This window comes from Nonomuraea sp. NPDC005983 (genome assembly GCF_040614375.1).
Lineage (GTDB): Bacteria > Actinomycetota > Actinomycetes > Streptosporangiales > Streptosporangiaceae > Nonomuraea.
On record NZ_JBEXUP010000075.1, the window covers coordinates 13830 to 36015 of the forward strand.

At 69.6% G+C, this 22186-nt stretch carries 22 protein-coding genes and 1 pseudogene; 7 read left to right on the plus strand and 16 right to left on the minus strand.

The genetic code is table 11. From position 1 onward, the window contains the following. Positions 1–33: 33 nt before the first annotated feature. The gene (locus tag ABZ297_RS28540) at positions 34–642 is read right to left on the minus strand and encodes a TetR/AcrR family transcriptional regulator (protein WP_355351900.1); all 609 of its coding nucleotides are present in this window, start codon (positions 640–642) and stop codon (positions 34–36) included. Between the two features lie 122 nt (positions 643–764). On the opposite strand from ABZ297_RS28540, the gene ABZ297_RS28545 reads away from it, so the two are divergent. Both ABZ297_RS28545 and ABZ297_RS28550 read left to right on the plus strand, forming a co-directional pair. After that, a complete protein-coding gene (locus ABZ297_RS28545; protein ID WP_355351903.1) occupies positions 765–986 on the plus strand; it encodes a hypothetical protein in 222 nt (73 codons plus the stop codon). A 53-nt stretch (positions 987–1039) separates the two neighbouring features. Further along, positions 1040–2548, plus strand: coding sequence for a carboxylesterase family protein (locus ABZ297_RS28550; protein ID WP_355351983.1), 1509 nt, complete (start codon positions 1040–1042; stop codon positions 2546–2548). A 1337-nt stretch (positions 2549–3885) separates the two neighbouring features. Here the strand turns inward: ABZ297_RS28550 and ABZ297_RS28555 are convergent. Beyond that, positions 3886–4461 (minus strand): GNAT family N-acetyltransferase, encoded by a 576-nt coding sequence (locus ABZ297_RS28555; protein ID WP_355351906.1) that lies wholly within the window; start codon positions 4459–4461, stop codon positions 3886–3888. A 394-nt stretch (positions 4462–4855) separates the two neighbouring features. On the opposite strand from ABZ297_RS28555, the gene ABZ297_RS28560 reads away from it, so the two are divergent. Together ABZ297_RS28560 and ABZ297_RS28565 are read left to right on the plus strand one after the other, a co-directional pair. Next, on the plus strand, positions 4856–5194 hold the full coding sequence (locus tag ABZ297_RS28560; RefSeq protein ID WP_355351986.1) for a recombinase family protein: 339 nt from the start codon (positions 4856–4858) through the stop codon (positions 5192–5194). After that, positions 5191–5409 (plus strand): helix-turn-helix domain-containing protein, encoded by a 219-nt coding sequence (locus tag ABZ297_RS28565; RefSeq protein ID WP_355351909.1) that lies wholly within the window; start codon positions 5191–5193, stop codon positions 5407–5409. Before ABZ297_RS28560 ends, ABZ297_RS28565 begins: the two co-directional genes overlap by 4 nt. Before the next feature lie 628 nt (positions 5410–6037). On the opposite strand, the gene ABZ297_RS28570 is transcribed toward ABZ297_RS28565, so the two are convergent. The 3 genes and pseudogenes from ABZ297_RS28570 to ABZ297_RS28580 form a co-directional block, all read right to left on the minus strand. Then, complete coding sequence (locus tag ABZ297_RS28570) at positions 6038–6445, minus strand: hypothetical protein (RefSeq protein WP_355351912.1); 408 nt, start codon at positions 6443–6445, stop codon at positions 6038–6040. Between the two features lie 322 nt (positions 6446–6767). Continuing rightward, positions 6768–7121: a DUF2809 domain-containing protein gene (locus tag ABZ297_RS28575; RefSeq protein WP_355351915.1), complete on the minus strand. Its 354-nt coding sequence runs from the start codon at positions 7119–7121 to the stop codon at positions 6768–6770. A gap of 280 nt (positions 7122–7401) precedes the next feature. Next, positions 7402–9011, minus strand: a pseudogene (locus ABZ297_RS28580) (IS1182 family transposase). A 267-nt stretch (positions 9012–9278) separates the two neighbouring features. On the opposite strand from ABZ297_RS28580, the gene ABZ297_RS28585 reads away from it, so the two are divergent. Next, a complete protein-coding gene (locus ABZ297_RS28585; RefSeq protein ID WP_355351918.1) occupies positions 9279–9851 on the plus strand; it encodes an NUDIX domain-containing protein in 573 nt (190 codons plus the stop codon). A gap of 48 nt (positions 9852–9899) precedes the next feature. Here the strand turns inward: ABZ297_RS28585 and ABZ297_RS28590 are convergent, their stop codons facing one another. Then, entirely contained in the window at positions 9900–10061 is a 162-nt protein-coding gene (locus ABZ297_RS28590) for a hypothetical protein (protein WP_355351921.1), read from the minus strand. A 183-nt stretch (positions 10062–10244) separates the two neighbouring features. After that, complete coding sequence (locus ABZ297_RS28595; protein WP_355351924.1) at positions 10245–11072, minus strand: tyrosine-type recombinase/integrase; 828 nt, start codon at positions 11070–11072, stop codon at positions 10245–10247. Between the two features lie 402 nt (positions 11073–11474). Between ABZ297_RS28595 and ABZ297_RS28600 the strand changes: the two genes are divergently transcribed. Beyond that, a complete protein-coding gene (locus ABZ297_RS28600; protein WP_355351927.1) occupies positions 11475–12704 on the plus strand; it encodes a trypsin-like peptidase domain-containing protein in 1230 nt (409 codons plus the stop codon). A 147-nt stretch (positions 12705–12851) separates the two neighbouring features. Here ABZ297_RS28600 and ABZ297_RS28605 read toward each other — a convergent pair whose 3' ends face one another. From ABZ297_RS28605 to ABZ297_RS28640, 8 genes are all read right to left on the minus strand, one after another. Further along, positions 12852–13592, minus strand: coding sequence for an ABC transporter permease (locus ABZ297_RS28605; RefSeq protein ID WP_355351930.1), 741 nt, complete (start codon positions 13590–13592; stop codon positions 12852–12854). Further along, a complete protein-coding gene (locus tag ABZ297_RS28610) occupies positions 13585–14487 on the minus strand; it encodes an ABC transporter ATP-binding protein (RefSeq protein ID WP_355351932.1) in 903 nt (300 codons plus the stop codon). Before ABZ297_RS28610 ends, ABZ297_RS28605 begins: the two co-directional genes overlap by 8 nt. Beyond that, entirely contained in the window at positions 14484–14801 is a 318-nt protein-coding gene (locus ABZ297_RS28615) for a transcriptional regulator (RefSeq protein WP_355351935.1), read from the minus strand. Before ABZ297_RS28615 ends, ABZ297_RS28610 begins: the two co-directional genes overlap by 4 nt. Then, entirely contained in the window at positions 14798–15421 is a 624-nt protein-coding gene (locus ABZ297_RS28620; RefSeq protein ID WP_355351938.1) for a hypothetical protein, read from the minus strand. Before ABZ297_RS28620 ends, ABZ297_RS28615 begins: the two co-directional genes overlap by 4 nt. 116 nt (positions 15422–15537) lie before the next feature. Next, complete coding sequence (cydC, locus tag ABZ297_RS28625; protein WP_355351941.1) at positions 15538–17265, minus strand: thiol reductant ABC exporter subunit CydC; 1728 nt, start codon at positions 17263–17265, stop codon at positions 15538–15540. Next, complete coding sequence (gene cydD / locus ABZ297_RS28630) at positions 17262–19088, minus strand: thiol reductant ABC exporter subunit CydD (protein WP_355351944.1); 1827 nt, start codon at positions 19086–19088, stop codon at positions 17262–17264. Before cydD ends, cydC begins: the two co-directional genes overlap by 4 nt. A 6-nt stretch (positions 19089–19094) precedes the next feature. Next, positions 19095–19859: a cytochrome d ubiquinol oxidase subunit II gene (locus ABZ297_RS28635; RefSeq protein WP_355351947.1), complete on the minus strand. Its 765-nt coding sequence runs from the start codon at positions 19857–19859 to the stop codon at positions 19095–19097. A gap of 11 nt (positions 19860–19870) precedes the next feature. Beyond that, on the minus strand, positions 19871–21040 hold the full coding sequence (locus ABZ297_RS28640; protein ID WP_355351950.1) for a cytochrome ubiquinol oxidase subunit I: 1170 nt from the start codon (positions 21038–21040) through the stop codon (positions 19871–19873). 89 nt (positions 21041–21129) lie between these two features. Between ABZ297_RS28640 and ABZ297_RS28645 the strand changes: the two genes are divergently transcribed. Beyond that, positions 21130–21465: a helix-turn-helix transcriptional regulator gene (locus tag ABZ297_RS28645; RefSeq protein ID WP_355351953.1), complete on the plus strand. Its 336-nt coding sequence runs from the start codon at positions 21130–21132 to the stop codon at positions 21463–21465. Here the strand turns inward: ABZ297_RS28645 and ABZ297_RS28650 are convergent. Continuing rightward, entirely contained in the window at positions 21449–22108 is a 660-nt protein-coding gene (locus tag ABZ297_RS28650; RefSeq protein WP_355351956.1) for a permease prefix domain 1-containing protein, read from the minus strand. The two genes, ABZ297_RS28645 and ABZ297_RS28650, sit on opposite strands and share 17 nt — an antisense overlap. Positions 22109–22186 lie beyond the last annotated feature (78 nt).

Genomic DNA, 22186 nt, shown 5'->3' on the forward strand with positions numbered 1-22186 from the left:
GGGTGGCGGGCACGGACAGGTTCGGGGAGGTGGTCATGCAGGGTTCGGGGTGAAGACGCGGGCGAGCTGATGGTCGATCATCGCGACGGCCTCGTCGGCCGTCCGTTGCCCCAGCAGGACACTCGACTGCAGCCCCTCGGCGCCGGCCACCAGGAAGGCGGCCTCGGCCGCGGCGTCGACGCGCCGGGGCACCTGACCGGTGTCCTGGCCTTGCGTGATCAGGCCGGCGACCAGGTCCTCCAGCGCGCGTGGCGCGTCGCGGGCGACCCCGGCCAGGTCGGGGTCGGTCAGGAAGCGGACGAAGTAGGCGGCGTACACCAGGTGCCGGGTGCGCCGTTCCTCGTCCACGGGGAGCAGTTCGAGCAGCACTCCCCGCACGATCGCGTGCATGCCGGGTGTCTCACCGAGCAGGGCGAGGCGTTCGCGGGCCCGGTGCTCGGCATCGTCGTTGAGGATCTTCAGCGCGCCGAGCAACAGGTCGGCGCGGGTGCCGAAGTAGTACTGCAGCAGCCGGGCGGAGACCTGGGCCTCGGCGGCGACCTGTCTCAGGGTGACCTCTTCCAGGCCGCCGCCGACGGCCAGGCGCCAGACGGCTTCGGCGATCTGGCGGCGGCGCCGATCATGGTCGGCCTGTCTCGGCATGTCGGTCGCCTCCTGCGGTTCTTTTGTGGTGCGATCGCACCACAAGGCTGTTATGGTTCGATCGAACCATAACAGGTGAGGGGCGTGTCCATGCCCTTCGAGAGCGATGGGGGACAGGCCATATGAAGCACGTCACCGTGCTGATCGTCGGCATGCTGCTGCTGGCGCTGGGAGCACAGGGCGCCATCCGGCTGCTGGCCGACCACGGCAACGCCGGGCTGCTCGCCTGGCTGCCGGGCGGATTCGCGGTACGGCTCACGCTCTACGCGACGGCCGCCGTCGCCGGAGCCCTCCTGGCCGGCTGGGGCGGCAAGCAGGCCAAGCGGAACGGGCGCGGGCGATGACCGGCCGCGCGCGAGCGGCCGCCGGGGTCCTCACCGCGCTGGCCTGCGCAGCGATGCTCGCGGCAAACGCTCTGCCTGCTCATGCCGGCGACAGCTCAGCCCTCGTGGCCGTGACGGAGTCGGGCAAGGTACGTGGCACGGATCAGGACGGGATCCGACGCTTCCGCGGCCTCCCGTACGCTGCTCCGCCCGTCGGGGAGCAGCGCTGGCAGCCGCCTCAGCCGGCGAGCTCCTGGACCGGCACCCGCGACGCGACGAAAGCGGGACCGGCGTGCCTGCAGCCGCAAGCGCCTGACATGCCCAAGGGCACCCCGCAGAGCGAAGATTGCCTGACCCTGGAGGTGACCACGCCAGCCCGGCCAGGCAAGGGACGGCCGGTCATGGTCTGGGCGCCCGGCGGCGGTTTCATCACCGGCACCGGCTCGATATACGACCCGGCCCGGCTGGTCAGGGCCGGAGACATCGTGGTCGTGACCGTCAACTACCGGCTCGGCGTGTTCGGTTTCTTCGCCCACCCCGAGCTCGGCGAAGCCAGCAACTTCGGCCTGCAGGACCAGGTGGCGGCGCTGCGCTGGGTGCGCGCCAACATCGCCGCGTTCGGCGGCGATCCCGGCAAGGTCACTCTCGCCGGAGCCTCGGCCGGCGCGATGAGCACCTGCACCCTCATGACCTCACCGGCCGCCCGGGGGCTGTTCCACCGGGCGATCGTCCAAAGCGGTTCGTGCCGCACCAGCCACCCGGCCGGCGCGATGGGCGAGGGCATGCCCGCGATCTCCTCCTGGCACCCGATCGACGCGATCCGAGGCGCCGGCCAGGCTCTGGCCGGGCAGCTGGACTGCGCCGACGTGGCCTGCCTGCGCCGCAAGAGCGCCGACGAGCTGCTGCCGTACACTGCCCAGTTCCCGCTGCTCGCCTACGGCACCAGCTTCGTCCCGCAAGAGCCGGCCAAGGTCTTCGCCGCGGGCAAGCAGATGGCCATACCGCTGCTGCAGGGCAACGCCCGCGACGAGCACGTCGAGTTCACCCTGGGCCTCTACCCGCAAGGCATCACCGCCCGCCAGTACCCGACCATGCTCAAGACCGCCTTTGCCTCGGCCGCGCCACAGGTCGAACGACGCTACCCGGCGCGGCGCTTCACCTCTCCCACCGCGGCGGCCAGCCGCGTGTTCAGCGACAGCGGTTGGATCTGCCCCTCCTGGAAGTCGGGCCGTGAGCACGCGAGAAAGGCGTCCACCTACGCCTACGTCTTCGCCGACCCGTCGGCACCCACGCCCAGCGGCAGCCCCCTGCCCGCGCACGTCCGGCCCGCAACCGCGCACGGAGCCGAGACCTTCTACCTGTTCGACTTCCCCGACGGCCCAGGGCTCAGCGCGGCGCAGCGGCGCCTGGCCGACCGGCTCGTGGGTTACTGGGCCAGGTTCGTCCGGACCGGTGACCCCAACGGGGCGGGCAGTACGAGATGGCCCCGTCTGGATGCCGCCGACCGTGCGCTCAAGCTCGCTCCGGACACGGTACGACCGATCAACATGAACAGCGCCCACCACTGCGGCCTCTGGTTCTGACGCGGCTGAACCGTCCACGAGAAGCCTCAGTGTGGCGGTCCCGAGATTGACGCGATCTCGGAAGGGCACTCTCCAGGTGTGACTGCCGAGATTGCGCAACCCGGTCCTCCGCTCCCGAGCGCGGCCCCACCCCCAAGCAGGAATTGATCTTCAGGTGGCGCCCTCGCGAGGTGTCGGGATTAGACCTAATTCCGACACCCCGAGAAGGTGCCACAGCGCGATCAAGCGCCCTTTGGGGCGGGGACATGGTTGGTTACGACATGAGGTCGCACGTTGTGAGTGGTCACGAGAAAGGAGGCCCGGCGATGTCGGGACCGTGATCCAGGTCAGTGTCTGAGACCTGTCCCTGCTCCTGCGTGCGTCGCGGACAACTGGGGATGCGGAGCCCAGAGGAAAGCCCAAGGGTGCCCGTTCCGTCCGGGGGCCACAGGCGAAGGGAAGGTTGGAAGGGCGAACGACCGTGAATCCTTGCTGATGCCTCGTCATGTCCACGCCACGGGACGGGATGCTGACCGTGGTGAATAGGCATGCCGTTGGAAGGCGGCGAACGGCGGCCAGGGATCGAATCCGGACCGTGGAGACACCGTTGCCCCCGGGTACAGAGGAGGCCCGATCCGGCCTCCCGCTCCCGAAGCCGTCCTCGGGCCCAAGGTTGCGCTGATAGGACAGAACCAGATTCTGTCCGATTCTTGGAACGGCATTGCCGCAGGTCAACGCATCGGAGATGTTCCCGGCGCGGATTCGGCCGCATGCTCAGCACCACCACCTGGCGCCGAACCCGATACCTCCGATAGTGCCGCCGAACCTCGTGACCTGCAACGATCGATCCACTTTGGGGCTGAGGACAGCCTCGGGACAAGGACGCCTTCACCGCCGAACGCGCCGCCCACGCCCGCACCGTCGCCGAAGCCTCCGGCCGCCAGATCGGCCGCCCTGTCGCCCACCCCGAAGACAAGATCGAGTACGCCCGGCTCCTCAAGGCCCAAGGCGACTCCCTCGGCGTCATCGCCGCCAAGACCGGCATCCCCAAGACCTCCCTGCACCGCTACCTCAGCGATTGACAAGCCGCGGCCGGTCGCGGAATCGAGCGTTTCTGAGACGGCCCGCTGGCGCCCGCAGATTGTCAGTGCCCGCGCATAGCGTTGGCTCACCCCCCGGACGCCAACGACGACGGGCGGGCCGGATGTCCTTCACCGCGCTTCACCCCACGCACTGAGCCGTGCCGGCGCGGTGGCGTCCTTGGGTTCCAGCCGCAGCGCCGGCAGGAGAGCGGCCGCGTGTATGAGTGACAGCGTGATCTTCGTCCCGGCGAGGGCTCCCAAGCGTCTCCGCCGTAATCACTCGTGAGCGGGCCATTCCTCGGCCAGGAGCGCGTATGAGAGACCGTCGAGCCATCCCTTGGTGCGGTGGAGTGAGTCTCTCACCGTGTGCTGTTCGCGGCGCATCCCGACCCGCTCCATCAGCCGCCACGAGGATTCGTTGTCGTAGAAGCAGTCCGCGTGCAGGCGGCGCAGGCCAAGACTCTTGAAGGAGATGTCGATGAGGGCGCGTACCGCTTCGGTGGCGTAGCCCTTGCCGCCGTAGGAGGGATCGAGCGTCCACCCGAGCTCTCCTTGGACGCTTTCCGCCTGGTCAGCGACCTCTTCCTGGGCCCAGCCGTCCTGGACCTTCAGTGTCAGGTCGCCGATCACCCGGCCGTCCAGTTCGACGATGAGCAGGTCTACGAGCCGCTCCTCGCGGAGGAAACGCTCACGGTAGTCGTCGTAGGTCTGTGTGGCGGCCGCGACCCATTCGTGAGTCTCCGGCAGCTGCCGGAAGGCCCAGGTCGCGTCCAGGTCGTCGGGGGCAGCCCGGCGCAACAGCAGCCGCTCGGTGGAAATCGGCCAGTCCAGCGTGTCAAGAGGGTGACGCATGGGCCCTCATACTGACAGCGGGCTGTGGTGATACACAAACGGATTACTGCGGACGACGTCTCCGACAACGACGCGGCGATCGCCCTACAGGAACCGACAGGACACCGAAGCGACCAGGGCTCCCGGAAACCCGCGTCCTGAAAATCAAGTGGGCCCGGAGGCCGGGGCGGGATTGGTCGGGTGTCACAGGGCGGGCGGGGTCGTCGGCTCCGTCTGGGGGCGTCGCGGAGGGCGTCGGCGACGGCGTACCGCGAAACTCGGATGAGCAAATAGCCTTCAGATCAGTCAGTTTGAAGACGACCTCGGGAATCAGTGCAGAGGACTTCAGGAACCGACACGCGGCCAGCTCCTGGACCGCCAGCTAGCAGCCCTCACCACTGCGGGCTGTCTCCGCATCTTCGCCGACAAGAAGTCCGGCAAGACCGCCGAGCGCGAGGAGCTGTGGAAAGCGCTGGACTATCTGCGCCCCGGCGACACCCTCGTGGTGCCCTCGCTGGACCGGCTGGGCCGCTCCCTGCAGGACCTCATCTCCATCGTGGCCGGGCTGCGCAAGCGCGGCGTCGGCTCCCGCTCCTTGCACGAGGCGCTGGACACCACCGCCGGCGGTCGGCTCGTCTTCCATGTCTTCGCCGCGCTCGCCGAGTTCATCCGCGAGCTCATCGTGGAAGGCACCCACGAGGGACTGGCCGCCGCCCGCGCCCGCGGCCAGCGCCTCGGCGCCCGCCGGCGATGACACCCGAGCAGATCCGGCACGCCCGCGACCTGCTCACCCGGCCGGACAACACCATCTCCTCCATCGCCCGGCTCCTCGGCGTCAGCCGCTCCACGATCTACAAGTACGTGCCCGAACTCAAGCCCGGCAGCGTCCAGCAGATCGAGACTGGCGACTCCCCCGCATCACCACCCGAGCTCGCAGCAGCCACCCAACCGGAAGAGCACCTGCCATGACGCCATCTGTTTTCACTCGACGACTTCGACAGCCCCGAACACCTGGCCAAGTGGCTGGACGACGTACCCGCCGAAGAGCTTCCTGCGGTGCAGGCGTGCCTGATGGCCCAGGCCGACCAGCGACAGCAGCTACACGCCGACCGGATCGGAGAGTTGATGGAGCGTCTCGCGCACTTGTGGGCAGACCGCAATCGCTGATCGTCCATCGTTCAGCTTCCGCACCGTAAGCAAATCGAGATCCAGCTTACGAAGTCTCGCATTACCGCAGCTCAGACGCTACTTCGGTGGAAATTTCTCCATTGCTACCGGGACCCCTTGTCGGTCACACCACTCCCGGGGCCCCGGTAGGGGTGCCGGCAAGAACCGAGTCACACGCCCCAAACGAGCGGCATCGGCGCAGGTCACTGCATATGACTGGCATCCCGACCGAGACCGAGTTCCGGTCGGGATGTTCGGGGATGAGTCCGGCGCTCGCGACCCTGATAACGCCGTACGGCGTGTTTTTCCAGGCCAGCGTGCTCGGTAAGTGCCTTTATATCAAGCCGTCCAGGAGCTCCTGGTTACACACGGTTGCTTTGGGGCGTGTGACGGACTTCTTACCAACACCCCAAGTAGGGACGAACCCGGCCTACCCTCCGGGCGGGCCGGTGCTCGACGCTCGCGCCCGGCCGCGCGGCAGGCGCTGTGGCCAGCCCGAGGTGATCACCTGGGCGCCGAGCATCTGCTCCAGCAGCACGATCGCCTCCACCTCGCTCGGCGGGGGATCGCCTGCCGGCGGGCCGGGGTCGACGTCGGGCGGGACGGCGCGTCCCTCGATCTCGTTGGTGGGCGCGGTCGGCCACGGCACCGGATCGGCTTCTGCGCGGGGCTGAGGAAGATCAGGACGGGATTTGGCGGTACGGGTGGCCCGGTGGGCGTCGGTCGCCGCGGGGAGGCTCCAGGAGGCGGTCACAGCGTGCCACGCCTCGCGCTCGTCCCGGTGCTCGGCGAGCGTCGCCTGGTAGGGGTCCGGCCCACATAAGCCCAAAACCCACATTCGATCTTGCTGGGTTGCTGATGTACCGGATAACGCACCCGAGTCGCGCGGCGATCGTTCCGGTGAACCAGCAGGTCGCCGATACCTTGGCGCGACGGCCATGTACCGGATAACCGTCCCTTATCCGGTACATCAACCCGCCGCGCGCCGCCCATCAGGCTCCTCGCCAGTGGCAACACCTGGTGAATGTGGGTTTCGGGCTTATATGGGCCGGACCTCGTCCTGCCTTGCAATGGCTGGCCGCCGCGCAGGACGAACCCGGTGACCTCGCCGCTGTGGGGCATCCGTACCTTCAGCGTGCCGGTGGGGTGGAGTCCGAGAGTCAGCCGGCCTGATCACCGGATCGGACCAATCGGCGTTCCCAGGCCAGAGCCGCGACCACACCGATGGCATAGGCGACCAGATCCCATGGGTCGGGGAACGCGCCGACCAGGACACCGCCGATGCCCGGCGGGGTCATGCCGACTATTTGGTAGAACTCGACGGCGGCGGCGATCGCGGCCGTGGCCAGGGTGCGGCGTGCGGCGGTGGTGCGCCACAGCAGCCCCAAGAACGCGTAGACCAGCATGGTGGCGCCGACGTCGCTCACGTAACCGCGGATGAACGGTTGTCCCGGGCCCCGGTAGAAGAGGGCGAACGCGCCGACGGCGAGGGCGACGCCACCCAGAAGGACCATGGCACGGCGCATGAGATTGACATCTTCTCCGAATCTCTACGATCAGGACGAACCTGATCATAGAGCTCGTCCCTTATGGCGGCATGCTGATTGCGGCAGGTCAGCGACCGCGGTGGAGTGCCATGGCGACGGCATGCCAGCACGCTGGAACGTAGTGACGATCCATTCGGAATGAGGCCCGACCAGATGAAACAGTGCCCCGCGTGGTGCGAGGAAGAGCACTCCAACACCCGTTCATGATCCACCGAATGTGGGTTTTGACCTTATGTGGCCTGAACCCCTATGCAGCTAGCGCCGCAAAGTGTGAGGTCCTCGTCGGGGCGAGGGGCACGCCCATCAGCCACGCGTCGATCCGCGTGAGGTTTATCGCCGCGGCGGTGAGCAGGTGCTGAAGATGGGTCTTGGCGGTCCCGCGGTAGCGGGACCGCCTGGCCCTGAACCCGTTGACGGCCTGGGCGATGGTGCCCTCGATGCCCTGACGGGCCTGGTAGCGGGCCTTCCATTCGGGGCTGTCTTGGTTGGTGCGGGCCTGTTGAAGCACCTCATATTGCTCTCGGACTCGCAGCGTGATCCGGCGGCGGGGAATGCTGGCCCGGGTGCATTGGGGCCGTACGGGACACGGCGTGCAATCTTTCCGGGCGAACTGGACCCTGATGACCTCTCTGCCGCCCTTGTCCATTTCGTGCGCCCATCGCTTACTGATCTTGCCTTGCGGGCAGGTGATCGTCTCGTTGTCCCAATCGATGGTGAAGGCGCTGACGGGGATGGTCCCCTCGCCAGACTTCTGCCAGCTGGTGCCGGGCATCATGGGCCCGACCATCTCGACGTTATGGTCGCGCTTGGCTGCCACGACCACGTCGGCACTCATGTATCCGGCGTCGACCAGGTGCTCGGCCGGCAACAACCCGCGCTCGACCAATCCCTCGTGGACGATGGGCAGCACGCCGTAGTCGCTGCCGGGTGCCGGAGTCGTCGCAACGTCCGTAATCAGATGGGGTTCGCCGTCATCGCAGGTCTCGGTGAGGTGGACTTTGAAGCCGTCCACTGGGTATCGCGCTTGACCCCGACGCGTGCATCCTCGTCGTAGGGGGAGACCAGGCGCGCGGATGAAGCCGGCTGCTCCTGGGAGGTGCGCCACCGGACTCGTCCTTCCTCGTCGCGGAACTCCTGAATCCAGATCCGCCGCAGAATCTCCACCGCCGGGACGTTCCTGAGCCACGGCGGGGCTTCCTTGGAATATACGGCGAGCAGCAGCCGCATCCCGTCCGCTCCGATCTGGTTGGCGAGTTCGACCTTGGTCGCCATCTGCTTGGGCATCCGGAACTCTTCGGTGCGGGCGTCGTAGCGGTCCCACCACTCTGTCTCGGCCACCGTGACCAGCCAGTCGGGTGCTACCACGGCCAGCGCGTTCAGCGCCGCCCGCAACGTTTCGTGCACCTTCTCCAGCCGGTTCATCGCCCGGACGGCGGCCAGAACATGAGTGGAATCGGTGCGCTGCCGGCCGCCGCTGCGCACCAGGCCAGCTTCACGGGCATGCTCCAGCACAGCATCAAAAACCCGCTGTTCCAGGCCGTTGTCGATCAACCGGAGGCGGAACTCACACAGCACCGAGTGGTCGAAACCCGGATCGGTCAGCTCCAACCCGAGCGCGTACTTCCAGTCGATCCGGGCACGTACCGCCTCGGCCGCCTTCCGGTCGGACAGGTTCTGGGTGAACTGCAGGATCGACACCAGCGCCAGCCGGGCCGGTGACAGAGCAGGCTGCCCGCGAGTTGAGAACGCCTCGGCGAAGTCCTCATCCGCGAACAGCACTCCCAGCTCGTCACGGATCCTGATCGCCAGGCTTCCTTTTGGAAACGCCGCCCACGCCACTTTCCCTGGTAGCTGCAGCGGTACGGTGCAGCCGTGGGTGACCGGATAGGCCGAGCAAGAGCGACCGCTGACGCGAGAGCCGCGCGTGCAGCTGCGATCCAGCGGATCGTCAATCAGGCCCCACCGCTGTCCTCGGAGCAGATTGTGCGTCTACGGAGGATCTTCGCTGTAACTCGCAGCCTGCTCCCAGTTTCTCCCAGATCCGGGAGTTGAAAGGGGCCGGGCGGCGGCCAGTCCCTGCATGTCGACGGCGGCTGGCTCCTGCACTGATCGAAAGGACACCATATGAAGGACCGCGTCCGCGCCATCCTGGTCACCCCGACCGGGCACCTACTGACCATCAAACGCGTACGTCCAGGCATGGCGCCCTACTGGGTGTTGCCTGGGGGTGGTGTCGAGAAGAGCGACGCCGACCTGGAGACGGCCCTGCGCCGCGAGATCAGGGAGGAGCTGGGCGGTGAGATCAACATCCAATCGCTGATCAGCGTTCAAGAGGGCCAGGATCGCGAGTACTTCTTCCTGGCGAACATCAGCAGCTGGGACGTCTCCCGACGTAGCGGCCCGGAGTTCGGCGACCCCGCGCGCGGGGAGTACATCGTCGAGCAGATCCCCCTTACCGCTGCGGACCTTGCCCGGATCGCAGCGACCAGGGCGAGCCCCGCCGCCGCGGCGTTGATGAGCCCGACCTGCCCGCCCGTCAGGGCCAGGCCGAGGCCGACGGCGAGTGCGACCGCAGTCTGGATGAGGGTGAGCCAGAGTGCCGGCTCACGTCCGAGGAACTTCATGTGCCCTCCTTGGGAGGCTCGTCCCTCATTCGAGGGCGGAAATGAGGAACCCGCGACACGTCGCCGCAGGTAGGAGGCCCGTAGCGTCCTCGAATGAGGTACAGCCGGGCCAAGTCATCGATCACGTGACGGGCGCGGTCCACGCGGCGCGCCACGTCGGCTCGTCGACAGTGCCGGTCGACGGCAGCCCCTTCTCCGACTGGAACGCCTTGCACACGTCCTCATCGACCTGCGAGTACCAGCCGGGCCAGCGGCTGCTCGTCGGAATCACGATCGCGGTCACAATCGCCTGGCTGCTCCGCCGCCAGGGCATTGAATACCGTATTGGTTACCGGCACGGCCGAAACGAAAGAAGCTAATCCGCAGCCCGGCCGCGGCAGCGCACAGGTGACGATGCGCGCTACCCAGCCACCCTGAGAGCAGTGCCCGGCCCCCGATCGATGACGGGGACCGGGCACTTTCGTTCCTACAGCCGATCACCCGGCGAAAACTGCGCATGCGCCGCGCGCGCCCGCTCGTACCCCAGCTCCTCGGTGTAATGCCGCAACATCGCTTCGGACTTCCATCCGAGGATCCTGCGCACATCATCAGGAGACGCTCCAGCGGCAAGCAGCTGGTGCGCGGACGTCCCCCGGAAGCGGTGCGGATGCACCCCCTCGACCCCGGCCTGCTCGCCCCGACGCTTGAGCATGGCCTGGATGCCGGCATCCGTTAACCCCGGCCGCGTGCGGCTCTTCGTCCCAAGGAACAGCCACGGCGAGTCCGCGCGAGCGTGCTGGGCCCGCGCCCGCAAGTAGCGGTCGATCGCCTGGACGGTCCTGTCGCCGATCGGCGCCCAGTGCTCATCGCCGCCCTTCAGCACGATCTTCAGACGCCGCCCGCGCAGATCTACATTGTCAAGGCGCAGGCCGGCTAAACCGGAGACGCGCAGGCCGTTGTCGATCAGCACGCGGATGATCGCCGCGTCGCGCCGAGCCACGAAGTTGCTGCCCTTGCAGACGTCCAGGAGCGCGGCCACCTCGTCGAGCGTCAGGTACTTGCTGGCCTTCTGCGGTAGCCGCGGCTTGTCGGTCTTGAGCACGGGGGAGAAGGTGGTTCTCTCCTCTCCGGCGATGAGCCAGGCGAACCACACGCCGAGGTAGGCGTGTGCAGCCTTCGCCGTCGGCAGGCCCGCACGCTTCTGCTCGTGCACAAGGAACGCGCGGATCTCATCGGCGGTGACGGTCTCGGCATCGTCCGGCAGCTGCTTCGCGCCGAGGACGTCGACGAATTGGTGCGCCACCCGGGTGTACATGGCGATCGTGGTCGGGGCCTTGTTCGCCGCCTTGAGCGCGAGCTCCCACGAGGAGATGAGAGCGGCCAGGGGAGTGCCGCGGGGAACGACCGTTTTGCGCCGGCGGGCTGTGCGACGCGCGCGGGGGGGCGAACGCGACGACGTTGTTTTTCGGACATGGCTGGGCCTCCCGGTGCGGGGATCGGAGCCGGCTCCACTTAAGCGATGGGGAGCCGATTAAACCGTCCTTGACCTGTGTGGTTGCCGCCCGAAGATTTTTGGGCGGGATTCACGCGGGTAACCGGCCGTGGACCTGCGGTGATAAGAATCGCGTCAGAGGTCTCACGACACGTGGATCAATGGCTTAACCAGCGTTTACACCGCTCTTGGCACCCTTGAGTCATCGGGACTTGAGGAGAAGAGATGAACGCGAACGAGCCTCGCGAGCAGGGTACCGGCGGCTGGAGCCAGTTCGGCGCCACGCCGCCCTCCGCCGGGGGCTTCCCCCGGCGGGACACCGTGGCCATGGAGCAGCCGCCACCCCCGCCCGCCAGCACCAAGAAGCCGAGCCTCTCGGTCGGGAAGAAGGCCGTCGCCGGGCTCGCGCTCGCGGCCATGGCGGTCGGCGGCGGCGTCGTGGGGGCCGTCGTCGCCACCTCCTTCCAGCCCGAGCGCGTCGTCAGCATGCCGAGCCCGGTCTTCAAGCAGGCGTCGAACCAGCTCACGGTCGCCGAGGTCGCCGCGAAGGTGCAGCCCTCGGTCGTGATGATCCAGGGCAACAGCGGCGAGGGTTCGGGGGTGGTCCTCTCCGACGACGGTCTCATCCTCACCAACAACCACGTGGTCGTCGGCGCGGGCCAGGGCGGCGGTCAGATGACGGTCAAGTTCAGCGACGGCAAGACCGCCAAGGCGTCGGTCGTCGGCACCGACCCGGCCACCGACCTCGCGGTCATCAGGGCGGACGGCGTCTCGGGGCTGACCAAGATCGCGCTCGGTGACAGCGACCAGCTCAAGGTCGGCGACCCCGTCCTGGCCATCGGCAGCCCGCTCGGCCTCGAAGGGTCCGTCACCGCCGGCATCATCAGCGCGCTCGACCGCACGGTCACCGCCGGCGGCGGGCAGGAGCAGCAGCAACTTCCGCCCGGCTGGGGGCAGCAACAGCAGGAGAGCTCCGTCTCCACGATCGGCGGCGCCATCCAGACCGACGCCGCGATCAACCCCGGCAACTCGGGTGGCGCGCTGGTGAACGCCGCCGGTCAGCTGGTCGGCATCAACACCGCGATCGCCACGGGCGGCGGCACCGGCAACATCGGCGTCGGCTTCGCGATCCCGGTCAACACCGCCAAGCAGGTCTCCGAGCAGCTCATCAAGAGCGGCAAGGTCAGCCACGCCTTCCTCGGTGTCAGCGTCACCGACGCCACCGGCGACGTGCCCGGCGCGCTGGTGCGCCAGGTCACCGACGGCAGCCCCGCGCAGAAGGCGGGACTCCAGCAGGGAGATCTGATCACCAAGATCGGTAACGTTGCGGTTGACGGGGGAGATACTGTAGTTGGGCAGGTCAGAGGTTTCAAACCGGGCCAACAGGTCAAGATCACATACATGAGGGACGGTAAGACCCACGACGTCACCGTCAACCTCCAAGAGAAGAAATAACCAGGACCCCCTCATGGACGGGTGTGTCGTCGAGATCGCTGCGGACTCGGCGACACACCCCCCATTGTCGCGGGCTCGGCGACGTACGCACTGTCGCGGGCTCGGCGACGTGCACCCTGTCGCGGGCTCGGCGACACACGGCCACGGTCAGGAGAACCTGCGCCCCTCGTCCCGCCGGTAGGCCCAGCCGGCGGCGAGCGCCGCGACCACGGTCCACGCCGCCAGCATCACCAGCGCCACCGGGCTCGGAGCCTCGCCCGTCGTCGCCGCCCAGACCAGCTCTCCCGCGCCCCTGCTCGGCACGTACGGCGACAGCGTCTGCACGAAGTCGGGCATGAACTGCGCGGGCAGGAACAGCCCGCCGAGGATCGCGAACGGGAAGAACAGCACCTGCGACACCCCGATCGCCGCCTTCGAGGGCAGCAGGAAACCCAGGAACAGCCCGCCCAGCATGAACGGGACCGACCCGGCGAGCAGCGCGAGCAGCCCCAGGGCCAGCCTCGGCGGGGTGATGGCGGCCTCGGTGAACAGCGCCGCGATCACCAGCACGGGCACGACCGAGACGAGCATGACCGCCATGGTCGACAGGATCCGCCCCGCGAAGCGGGGGAGCGGCCCCGCGGGCAGCGTGCGCAGGTACGGGTTCCACGGCTGCTCGCGGTCCTGGGCGACCTGGATGCTGAGCCCGACGAGCGCGCCCGACATCGCGCCGACCAGCATCATCGACCCTGTCGCGCGGGTGGCCGCGACGGGGTCGTCGGAGGCGAACGGCACCACGAACGCCAGCATCGAGGCGGCGGGGAAGAACGAGCTGGCGATCAGGCCGATCGGCACCCGGATCTGCTCCAGGAGCTGGTAACGGGTGTGCGCGAGGATCAGGCTAGGCATGCGCGGTCTCCTTCGAGGTGATGGCGAGGAAGGCTTCCTCCAGGGATGTGGGCCTGATCTCCAGGCCCGAGAACGGCGTGCCGCTGCGCACCAGCTCCACGACGAGCCGGTCGGGGTCGGTGGTGACGAGGTGGATCCGGCCGTCCTCGCGTTCGCTGCTGAGCACGCCCGGCAGCTCCGGCAGGTCGTCGGCGGCCAGCGAGACGCGCCGCACGCCGACCATGTCGCGGACGGCCCGCACGGTGTCGTCGGCGAGCACCCGGCCGTGGCCGACCACGACGACCCGCTGCGCGAGCGCCTCGATCTCCTCCAGGTAGTGGCTGGTGAGCAGGACGGTGCCACCGTTGCCGTGGAAGGACGTGATGCCGTCCCACAGCGCCCGCCTGGCCTCGACGTCCAGCCCGGTGGTGGGCTCGTCCAGGAAGACGAGCCGCGGCTCGCCGGCGAACGCCAGCGCCACGGCCAGGCGCCGCTTCTGCCCGCCGGACAGCCCGCCGATCTGGCGTCCGACCAGGTCGGCGAGCCCGAACCGGTCCAGCAGCTCCCCCTTGTCGGCCTTCTTCGGGAAGTGTGCGGAGACGAAGTCGACGATCTCTCCCACCCTGAGCGCCTCGGGCAGCCCCGTCTCCTGCGGCGTCACGCCGATGCCGCGCCGTACCGCTGGGTCCTGGGGGGAGCCGCCGAGCAGCTCGACCGTCCCGCTCGACGCCCTGCGCAGGCCGACGAACAGGTTGATCAGCGTGGACTTGCCCGCGCCGTTAGGGCCGAGCAGGCCCACCAGCTCGCCCGCGCGGATGTCCAGGGAGAGGCGGTCGAGCGCGAGGACGTCGCCGTAGCGGCGGGTGACCTCGACGGCCCTGGCGAGCACGGTCGAGGGGTCAGCGGACGCGGTCATGGCGTGCCTCCTGCGGTGTCGAGCAGGGCCCGGATGGCCCTGGTGTAGTCGTCGAAGGCCAGCCGTCCGCGCCTGGTCAGCGCGACGTACGTGACGGGGGTGCGGCCCTTGTGTGTCTTGGTGATGTGGACGTATCCCGCCTCCTCGAGCTTGCTGAGGTGGACGGAGAGGTTGCCCGCGGTCATGCCGAGCAGGTCCTTCAACGCCGGGAAGGACATCTCGTCGCCCTCGGCCAGGGTGTTGAGCGAGGCCACCACCCGCAGCCTGGCCTGCGCGTGGATCACCGGGTCGAGCTCCGGCAGCTCGGCTGTCACCGGCGCCACCTGAGCCACACGCCCACCGCGATGAACCCGCCACCCAGCAGAACGGCGACGAGCAGCGCGTGCCACGCGGGCCCCAGCAGCACCCCGAGCCCGTCGACGGCCACGACCCAGGTGCCGATGAAGAACGTCGGCCAGTCGAGCCAGATCGCCCCTCCTGCCATGTAGAGGACGCCCACCACCAGCAGGGACACCGAGGCCCAGACCAGCCCGGTCTCGTCGGAAGGCAGGAGTGGGGAGAGGCGGGCCGCGATGAGGAACATCAGCGCCATCCCGGCGAGCCACGAGTACCCGTACATCGCCCCCTGGGCCGTGCTCTGGCCCCGGACCAGTGTGGTGGCCTTGGTGATGCCGTAGGCGGCCACGGCTCCCGCGATCACCTGCCCGAACATCAGCACGCCCACCGCCTGCATCTGCGTGATCGGCACGAGCGGCCGGCCGTCGGGCCCGTAGTGCAGGAAGAGCGCGGTGAATCCGAGCAGCCAGGCGACCCCCCACGGCAGGTACCGGGTCAGCGGGTCGCCCTGCAGCCGCTTCACGGTGGCCGCCTGCTGCTCTTCGATGAGCCGCAGTGTCTCCTCGGGGGTGGGGGCCCGCTCATCGTCGTCTGCCATGGCAACCTCTCTCGCGCTCAAACTGGTTTGTACTATAAACCACATTGCGCCGTGAACAGCGCGCTGTCCACGACTTGGACAGCGCGGTCGCTATGCCGGAATGCGCAGGTTCTGCGTCAGCTGGAGCGCGAGGCGGAACCCCGGCTGCGGCTCGCCGGCGCCTGACCGCCGGCCAGCACCTCCGACTCCCACAGGTCGCGGTAGTAGCCGTCGGCCCGGACGAGGTCGTCATGGTGCCCCCGCTGGACGACGTGCCCGTCCTCCAGCACGATGATCTCGTCCACCTGTTCCAGGCCCTTGAGGCGGTGGGTGACGAGCAGCGTGGTGCGCTCGTGCGTGACGTCGAGCAGGTCGGCCATGAGCGAGTCGGCGGTCTCCTCGTCGAGCGCCTCCGCCGGCTCGTCGAGCAGGAGCACGGGCGGGTCGTAGAGCAGCGCACGGGCCAGGGCCAGGCGTTGCAGCTGGCCGCCGGAGACGGTCCGGCCGTCCTCGCCCAGGTGGGCGTCCCAGCCGACCCGCTCGACCCACTGGTCGAGCCGCGCGTCGCGGACGGCGTGCAGCAGCCGCGCGTCGTCGGCCTCCGGCCCGGCGAGGCGCAGGTTGTCGCGCAGCGTGGTCTGGAAGACGTACGGGTCCTGGGTGAGACCGGTCATCACCGTGCGGACCGTGTCGGAGTCCAGCCGGCTGATGTCCACGCCGTTGACCGTGACCGTGCCCGACTCCGGCTCGACCAGCCGCATCAGCGCGGCGAGCAGGCTGCTCTTGCCCGCTCCGCTCGGGCCCACGAGGGCCACCCGCTTCCCGGGCGTCAGCGTCAGCGAGACGCGGTCGACGGCCGGCGCCGCCTGGTCGGCGGAGTGCCGGACCACCAGGTCATGGACCTCGACGGTGAAGGGCCCCGAGGGAAGCGGGGCGGGGTCCGCGGGCTCCGCGATCGCGGCGGGCTCGGTGCGGACGTCCCTGAGGCGCCTGAGTGCCGCGCTGATGCCGGCGAGGCGCTCGCCCGCCGCCGCCAGCGGGAGGACCGGCTCGAAGGCGACCAGGGAGGTCAGGGCCAGCACCGCGGTGGCGACCGTGCCGGCGCCGGCCGACTGGGCGAGCAGGACGACGACCGCCACGGTCAGGCCCTGCACCAGGGTGCCACCCGCCAGGGCGGCGGCGTGCACCCTGGCCTGGCGGACCTCCAGGGCGGCCAGGGCGGCGTCCGCCTCCCTCGCCTGGGCCAGGGCCTGCTCGCCCGCGCCGTACGCGGACAGGTCGGCCGAGCCGTGCACCAGGTCGGCGACGCGTCCCGCCAGGGCCGCCCGCGCCGGGGCGATCCTGGCCGACCAGCGGCGGGCGGCGGCGGCCGTGCCGGCGGGCAGCAGCACGCCGGCCACCACCAGGCCGGCCAGCAGCACCAGCGCCGCGACCGGCAGCACGACCAGGCCGATCACCACGGCCGCCAGACCGGCCGCCGCGGCGGCCGCGGCGGGGAGCAGGCAGCGGACCAGCAGGTCCTGGACGGCGTCGGTGTCGTCGACCATCCGGCTGAGCAGGTCCGCGCCGCCGTGCCTGGGCTGCCGCGGGGGGATGAGCGCCTGGTAGAGGCGTTCCCGGGTGCCCGCCTGGGCGCGCAGGGCGACGTCGTGGCCGGTGAGCCGCTCCGCGTACCGGAAGACGCCCTTGCCGGTGGCGAACGCCCGCGTCGCCACGATCGCCACGCTCAGCGCGGCCAGCGGCGGCTGCTCGGCGGCCCGCGTGATCAGCCAGGCGGCGGCGGCGATCAGCCCCAGCCCCGCCAGGTCGGCGGCGGCTCCCGCGAGCACCGCCCACGCGAGCCGCATCCCCATCCGCCGTGTCACGCGTCCCTCCTCAGCCCGGACCCGCCATCAACGCCGCCCTGCCCGACGGCCTCCTCCCGCCCGACGGCCCCGTCACTTCCCGGCGAGTCCCGGTTGGAGGGACAGGTGTCGGAGAGCACCCGGCCCTCGTGGATGCGGATGACGCGGTCGGCGAGGTCGATCATGGCCGGGCGGTGGGCGACGATGATCGCCGTGCGGCTTCGCGCGAGGGCCGCCGTCGCCGCGACCACGGCGGCCTCGCTGCGGCCGTCGAGGCGGGCGGTGGGCTCGTCCAGCAGCAGCACCGCGGCCTGGGGGCGGCGGAAGGCGCGGGCGAGGGCGATGCGCTGACGCTGCCCCGCCGACAGGTTCGTGCCGCGCTCGCCCACGACCGTGTCGTAGCCGTGGGGGAGGGCCTGCACGAACTCGTCCGCCTGGGCGGCCGTGGCCGCCTGACGCACCTCGTCCAGGGACGATCCGGGCGCGCCGAGGCGGATGTTGTCGGCCACCGACGTCGCGAACAGGTGCGGGCGCTGGGGGACGAAGGCGAGGCGGGCGCGCCAGCTGTCGAGGTCCAGCTCGCGCAGGTCGGTGCCGTCGACGAGGACCGCTCCCTCAGACGGGTGGACGAAGCCGAGGATCAGGTTGAGCAGGGTGCTCTTGCCGCCGCCGCTCTCGCCCACCAGCGCCACCCGCTCGCCGGGCCCGATGGTGAGGCAGACGCCTGTGAGGGCCGGATCGTCACGGCCGGGGTAGTGGACGGTGACATCCTCCAGCCGGATCTCCGGCGTGTCGCTCGGCAGGCTCGGGGCGACGTCCGCGCCGTCGACCGGAGTCTCCACGGCGTCGGCCGGAGGCCGTTCGCCGGATCGCTGCGACGCGCGGTCAGGCGAGGGCCGGTCTCCAGCAGGCGCGGGGGCGTCGAGGACGGCGAAGGCGGCGTCAGCCGCCGTCACCCCCTCCATGGAGGCGTGGAACCGGGTGCCCATCATGCGCAGCGGCAGGTACGCCTCCGGCGCCAGCAGCAGCACCAGCAGCCCCGTCGTCAGGTCGAGCGAGCCGCCCAGCAGCCGCAGGCCGATCGGCACCGCCACCAGCGCCAGCGACAGCGACGCGCACAACTCCAGCACCAGCGACGACAGGAACGCCACCCGCAGCGTCCGCATGGTGGCGGCGCGGTGGGCGTCGGCCACCTGCTGGATGACGGTCGCCTGGTAGCGGGCGCGGCCGAAGGCGCGCAGCGTGGGCAGGCCGCGCACGACGTCCAGGAAGTGGCCCCCGAGCCTCGACAGCGCGTGGAACTGCCGCTCGGTGACCGCCTTGGTGGTCATGCCGACCAGCGCCCCGAACACCGGGATCAGCGGCAGTGTCACCAGCACGATGACGGCGCTGCCCAGGTCGGCGGCGAACAGCCGGATCAGCACCGCCAGCGGCACCACCCCGGCCACCGCGATCGACGGCAGGTAGCCGGTCAGGTAGGCGTCGAGGCCGTCGAGGCCGCGTCCGGTGAGCGTGACGAGCTCGCCAGAACGGTGGCCCGCCAGCCTGGCGGGCCCGAGCTCCTGCAGCCGGGACAGCAGGCGGCTCCGCAGAGCCGACTTGACGCCGGTGGCGGTGCGGCCGGCGAAGACCCCCTGAGTCCAGGCGAGCAGCGCGCGCAGCGCCACCACCCCGGCCAGCGCCGCGAGCGCCGCGGCGGTGAACCGTCCTGACAGCACCCCGGCGAGCAGTTCCGCCTGCGCGAGCACGAGCAGCCCGGCCAGCACCGCAGCGACCAGCGTGACGGCCAGGTGACGGCGCACCGACTGCTCGGCCCGCATGAGCCGCAGGAGATCTTTATGCACGTGTCCTCAGAAGAACGACGGGATCCGGACGGCGTCCCTGCCCGGCCGGAAGGTGCGCCACACCCATACTTGCGCCACCACCACGATGGGTGCGAACGGCAGCACCATGAGACTGAGCACACTCAGCGTGGCCGGCGGCGCACTGCTGTCCAGAAGGTATCGCATGCTCCCCACGGTCACCCCGACGACCGGTAGCGCGGCGACGAGCCCCGACACGAGCAGCGCCCTGCCTGACCGGGACGCCCCCGCGAACCCCGGTGCCCGCCAGCAGAGGAAGGTCCACCCGTGGTAGGCGAACAGCAGGGTCGTCACCACGCCCAGCATCAGCCCGAGCGGGTGCAGCAGCGACGAGCCGAACCCGGTGGCGGCGGCGTACAGCGCGACTCCCCAGCCGAACGAGAGCCCCAGTGAGCCGGCCGCGACCATCAGGTCCCAGAAGCGCCGCCAGGCGGGGCCGTCGATCCTGCGCCGGAACCACAGCCCGGCGTCACGGACGACCCACGCCAGCAGCATGACCACGACCAGCGGGTACAGCCCGAACAGAACCTCGCCTTCGAGCGCCGGGTAGACGCCGAACAGCGCCCCGGCGACGGCCACCAGCCACACCTCGTTGGCCAGCACGAACGGCGCCATGGCGGCGACCATGTGGTCGCGGCCCTGCTGCCCCTTGCCGAGCACCGGCAGCAGCAGGCCGACTCCCAGGTCGAAGCCTTCGATGGCGAAGTATCCGGCCAGCAGCACGGCGAACAGCGCGAACCAGATCAGTTCCATGTCAGCGACTCCTAGTAGCTCAGCGCGGGGGAGCGCTGCTCGTCGGCGGCGCCCAGGGCCAGATCGCGCGGGCCGCGGCGGACCACCCTGGCGATCAGGACGTAGTCGACGAGGGCCAGCAGCCCCAGTACGGTCACGAAACCCACCAGCGAGAACGTGATCATGCCCGAGGTCAGTCCGGGCGTCATGGCGTCGGCGACGGTCAGCTTCTCCCAGATCATCCACGGCTGGCGGCCGATCTCCCTGGCCAGCCAGCCGAGGATCGCCACCACGAACGGCACCGGCGTCATCGCGATGAGGAGGGGGTGCGTCCACCGCCAGCGCGGCAGGAAGTAGATGAGCGGCAGCATCAGGAAGAGGACGACGAACATGAGCAGGTCGCCTATCAGCATCATGGAGGAGAGCGGCACGCCCGCGGCGGCGGCGGAGGCGCCCTTGAACTTGCCGTCCTGGAGCCCGCCGAACTGGGCGTAGCCGAAGCCGACCGTCAGGAAGATGCCGAGGGAGGCGAACAGCACGCCCGTGCGCAGCGACTTGGTGAAGAACTGCACCTGGTCGCTACGGCGGCGCAGGTTGTAGGCGCTCGCCCCGACCAGCACCATCGCGCCGGTGAACAGCCCCGCCCCGATCACGTGCGGGAAGGCGAAGACCAGGGTCTTGTTCGTGAACAGCGCTCCGGCGTCGACCAGTTCCAGACGGCCGCCCCTGGCGACTGCGCCCGCCGGGTTCTGCAGGAACGAGTTGGCCGCCATGATGAAGAACGCGCTGGCGTAGGCCGTCAGCGTGACGATCCAGATGCACGCCACGTGCAGCGCCTTCGGCAGCCGCCCCCAGCCGAAGATCCACAGCCCCAGGAACGTGGACTCCAGGAAGAAGGCGACCAGGGTCTCCATGGCGAGCGGCGCTCCGAAGACGTCCCCCGCGTAGTGCGACAGCCCGCTCCATGAGAGCCCGAACTGGAACTCCATCACCAGCCCGGTGACGATGCCCAGCGCGTAGTTGATGACGTAGATCTGCCCCCAGAACCGGGTCATCCCCTCGCGCAGCGGCTTGCCTGACAGCGCCCACTGGGTGTGCATGATCGCCACCAGTGGTGCGAGGCCCAGTGTGAGCACGACGAACAGGAAGTGCAGGCTTCCTGTCACCGCGAACTGCAGGCGGGCCAGGTCGAGTACGTCCATCGCGTCAACTCCGTTACTATGTCTGTCTACATGTAGAGAGCCTACATGTAGACTGGCTACATCGCGAACGGGGACCTAGGATCTGTGCCATGAATCCCGACGCGCTCCGCGGCCACATGGACGCCCTGCTGCTCTCCGTGCTGGAGCGCGAGCCGCTGCACGGATACGCCATCATCGAGGCGCTGCAGGAGCGGAGCGGGGGCGCGCTCAGCGTGCCGACGGGCACCGTCTATCCGGCCCTGCGCAGGCTGGAGCGCATCGGCCACCTGGTCAGCGAGTGGGCCACGGTCGGTGGCCGCAAGCGGCGCACCTACCGGCTGACCGACTCGGGCAGGAAGCAGCTCGAAGGCGAGCGGTCGGCCTGGCGGGAGTTCGCCAGTGTGATCGGCAGCGTGATGCAGTCGGACGTCAGATCGTCCGGGTGACCTTGAGGCAGCGGGCCGCGCCGTAGAGCTGCATCCCCCACAGAGCCGAGGTCACCAGGTTGGCCAGGATCGAGGGCAGGTAGACGGGCAGGCTGTCGGGCACGCCCGAGCCGTACGACAGCAACAGGCTCAGGATGCCGGTCGTGGGCAGCATCGCCCACACCAGGATTCCCAGTGACCTCGTCACCAGCCGCGGTCTGCGGATCCAGCGGGTGCCCCGGCCGAGCGCGAACAGCGCCAGCGCGCCGAGCAGGCCGGTGGCGAGCTGCAGGGTGTCGAGCAGGCGGGAGACGAACATGAACCAGCCGGGCTTGTGCGCCCACGCGTTCGCGTCGACCGGGTAGAAACGCCAGATCACCGACCACATGAGCACGGTCATCGGGACGCTGATGAACAGCAGCCAGCCGAGCCGCCTGCCCGCCACCGCGGTCAGCTCCGCCTGGTAGCCGGGTGCGATCTCGGAGATCTCCCCGAACTCCGCCACCGCCCGCCGCTCGGCCTCCGCCCGGTCGAGCCCCTCGGCCTCCAGGGCGTCGGCGGTGTCGGACAGGCTGTCGCGGGCCTCGACGACCAGGTCGCGCTTGGGGCCCGACGGCCCGGCCAGGGCCCGTCCCAGGTCGGACACGAAGTCGTCGATCAACATGGCCCCCATTTTACGAACGGCGGCCCGCGGGGGTAAGCCGGGGATTTCCCTGAGTTTCCCCGTAGAGGTTGATATGTA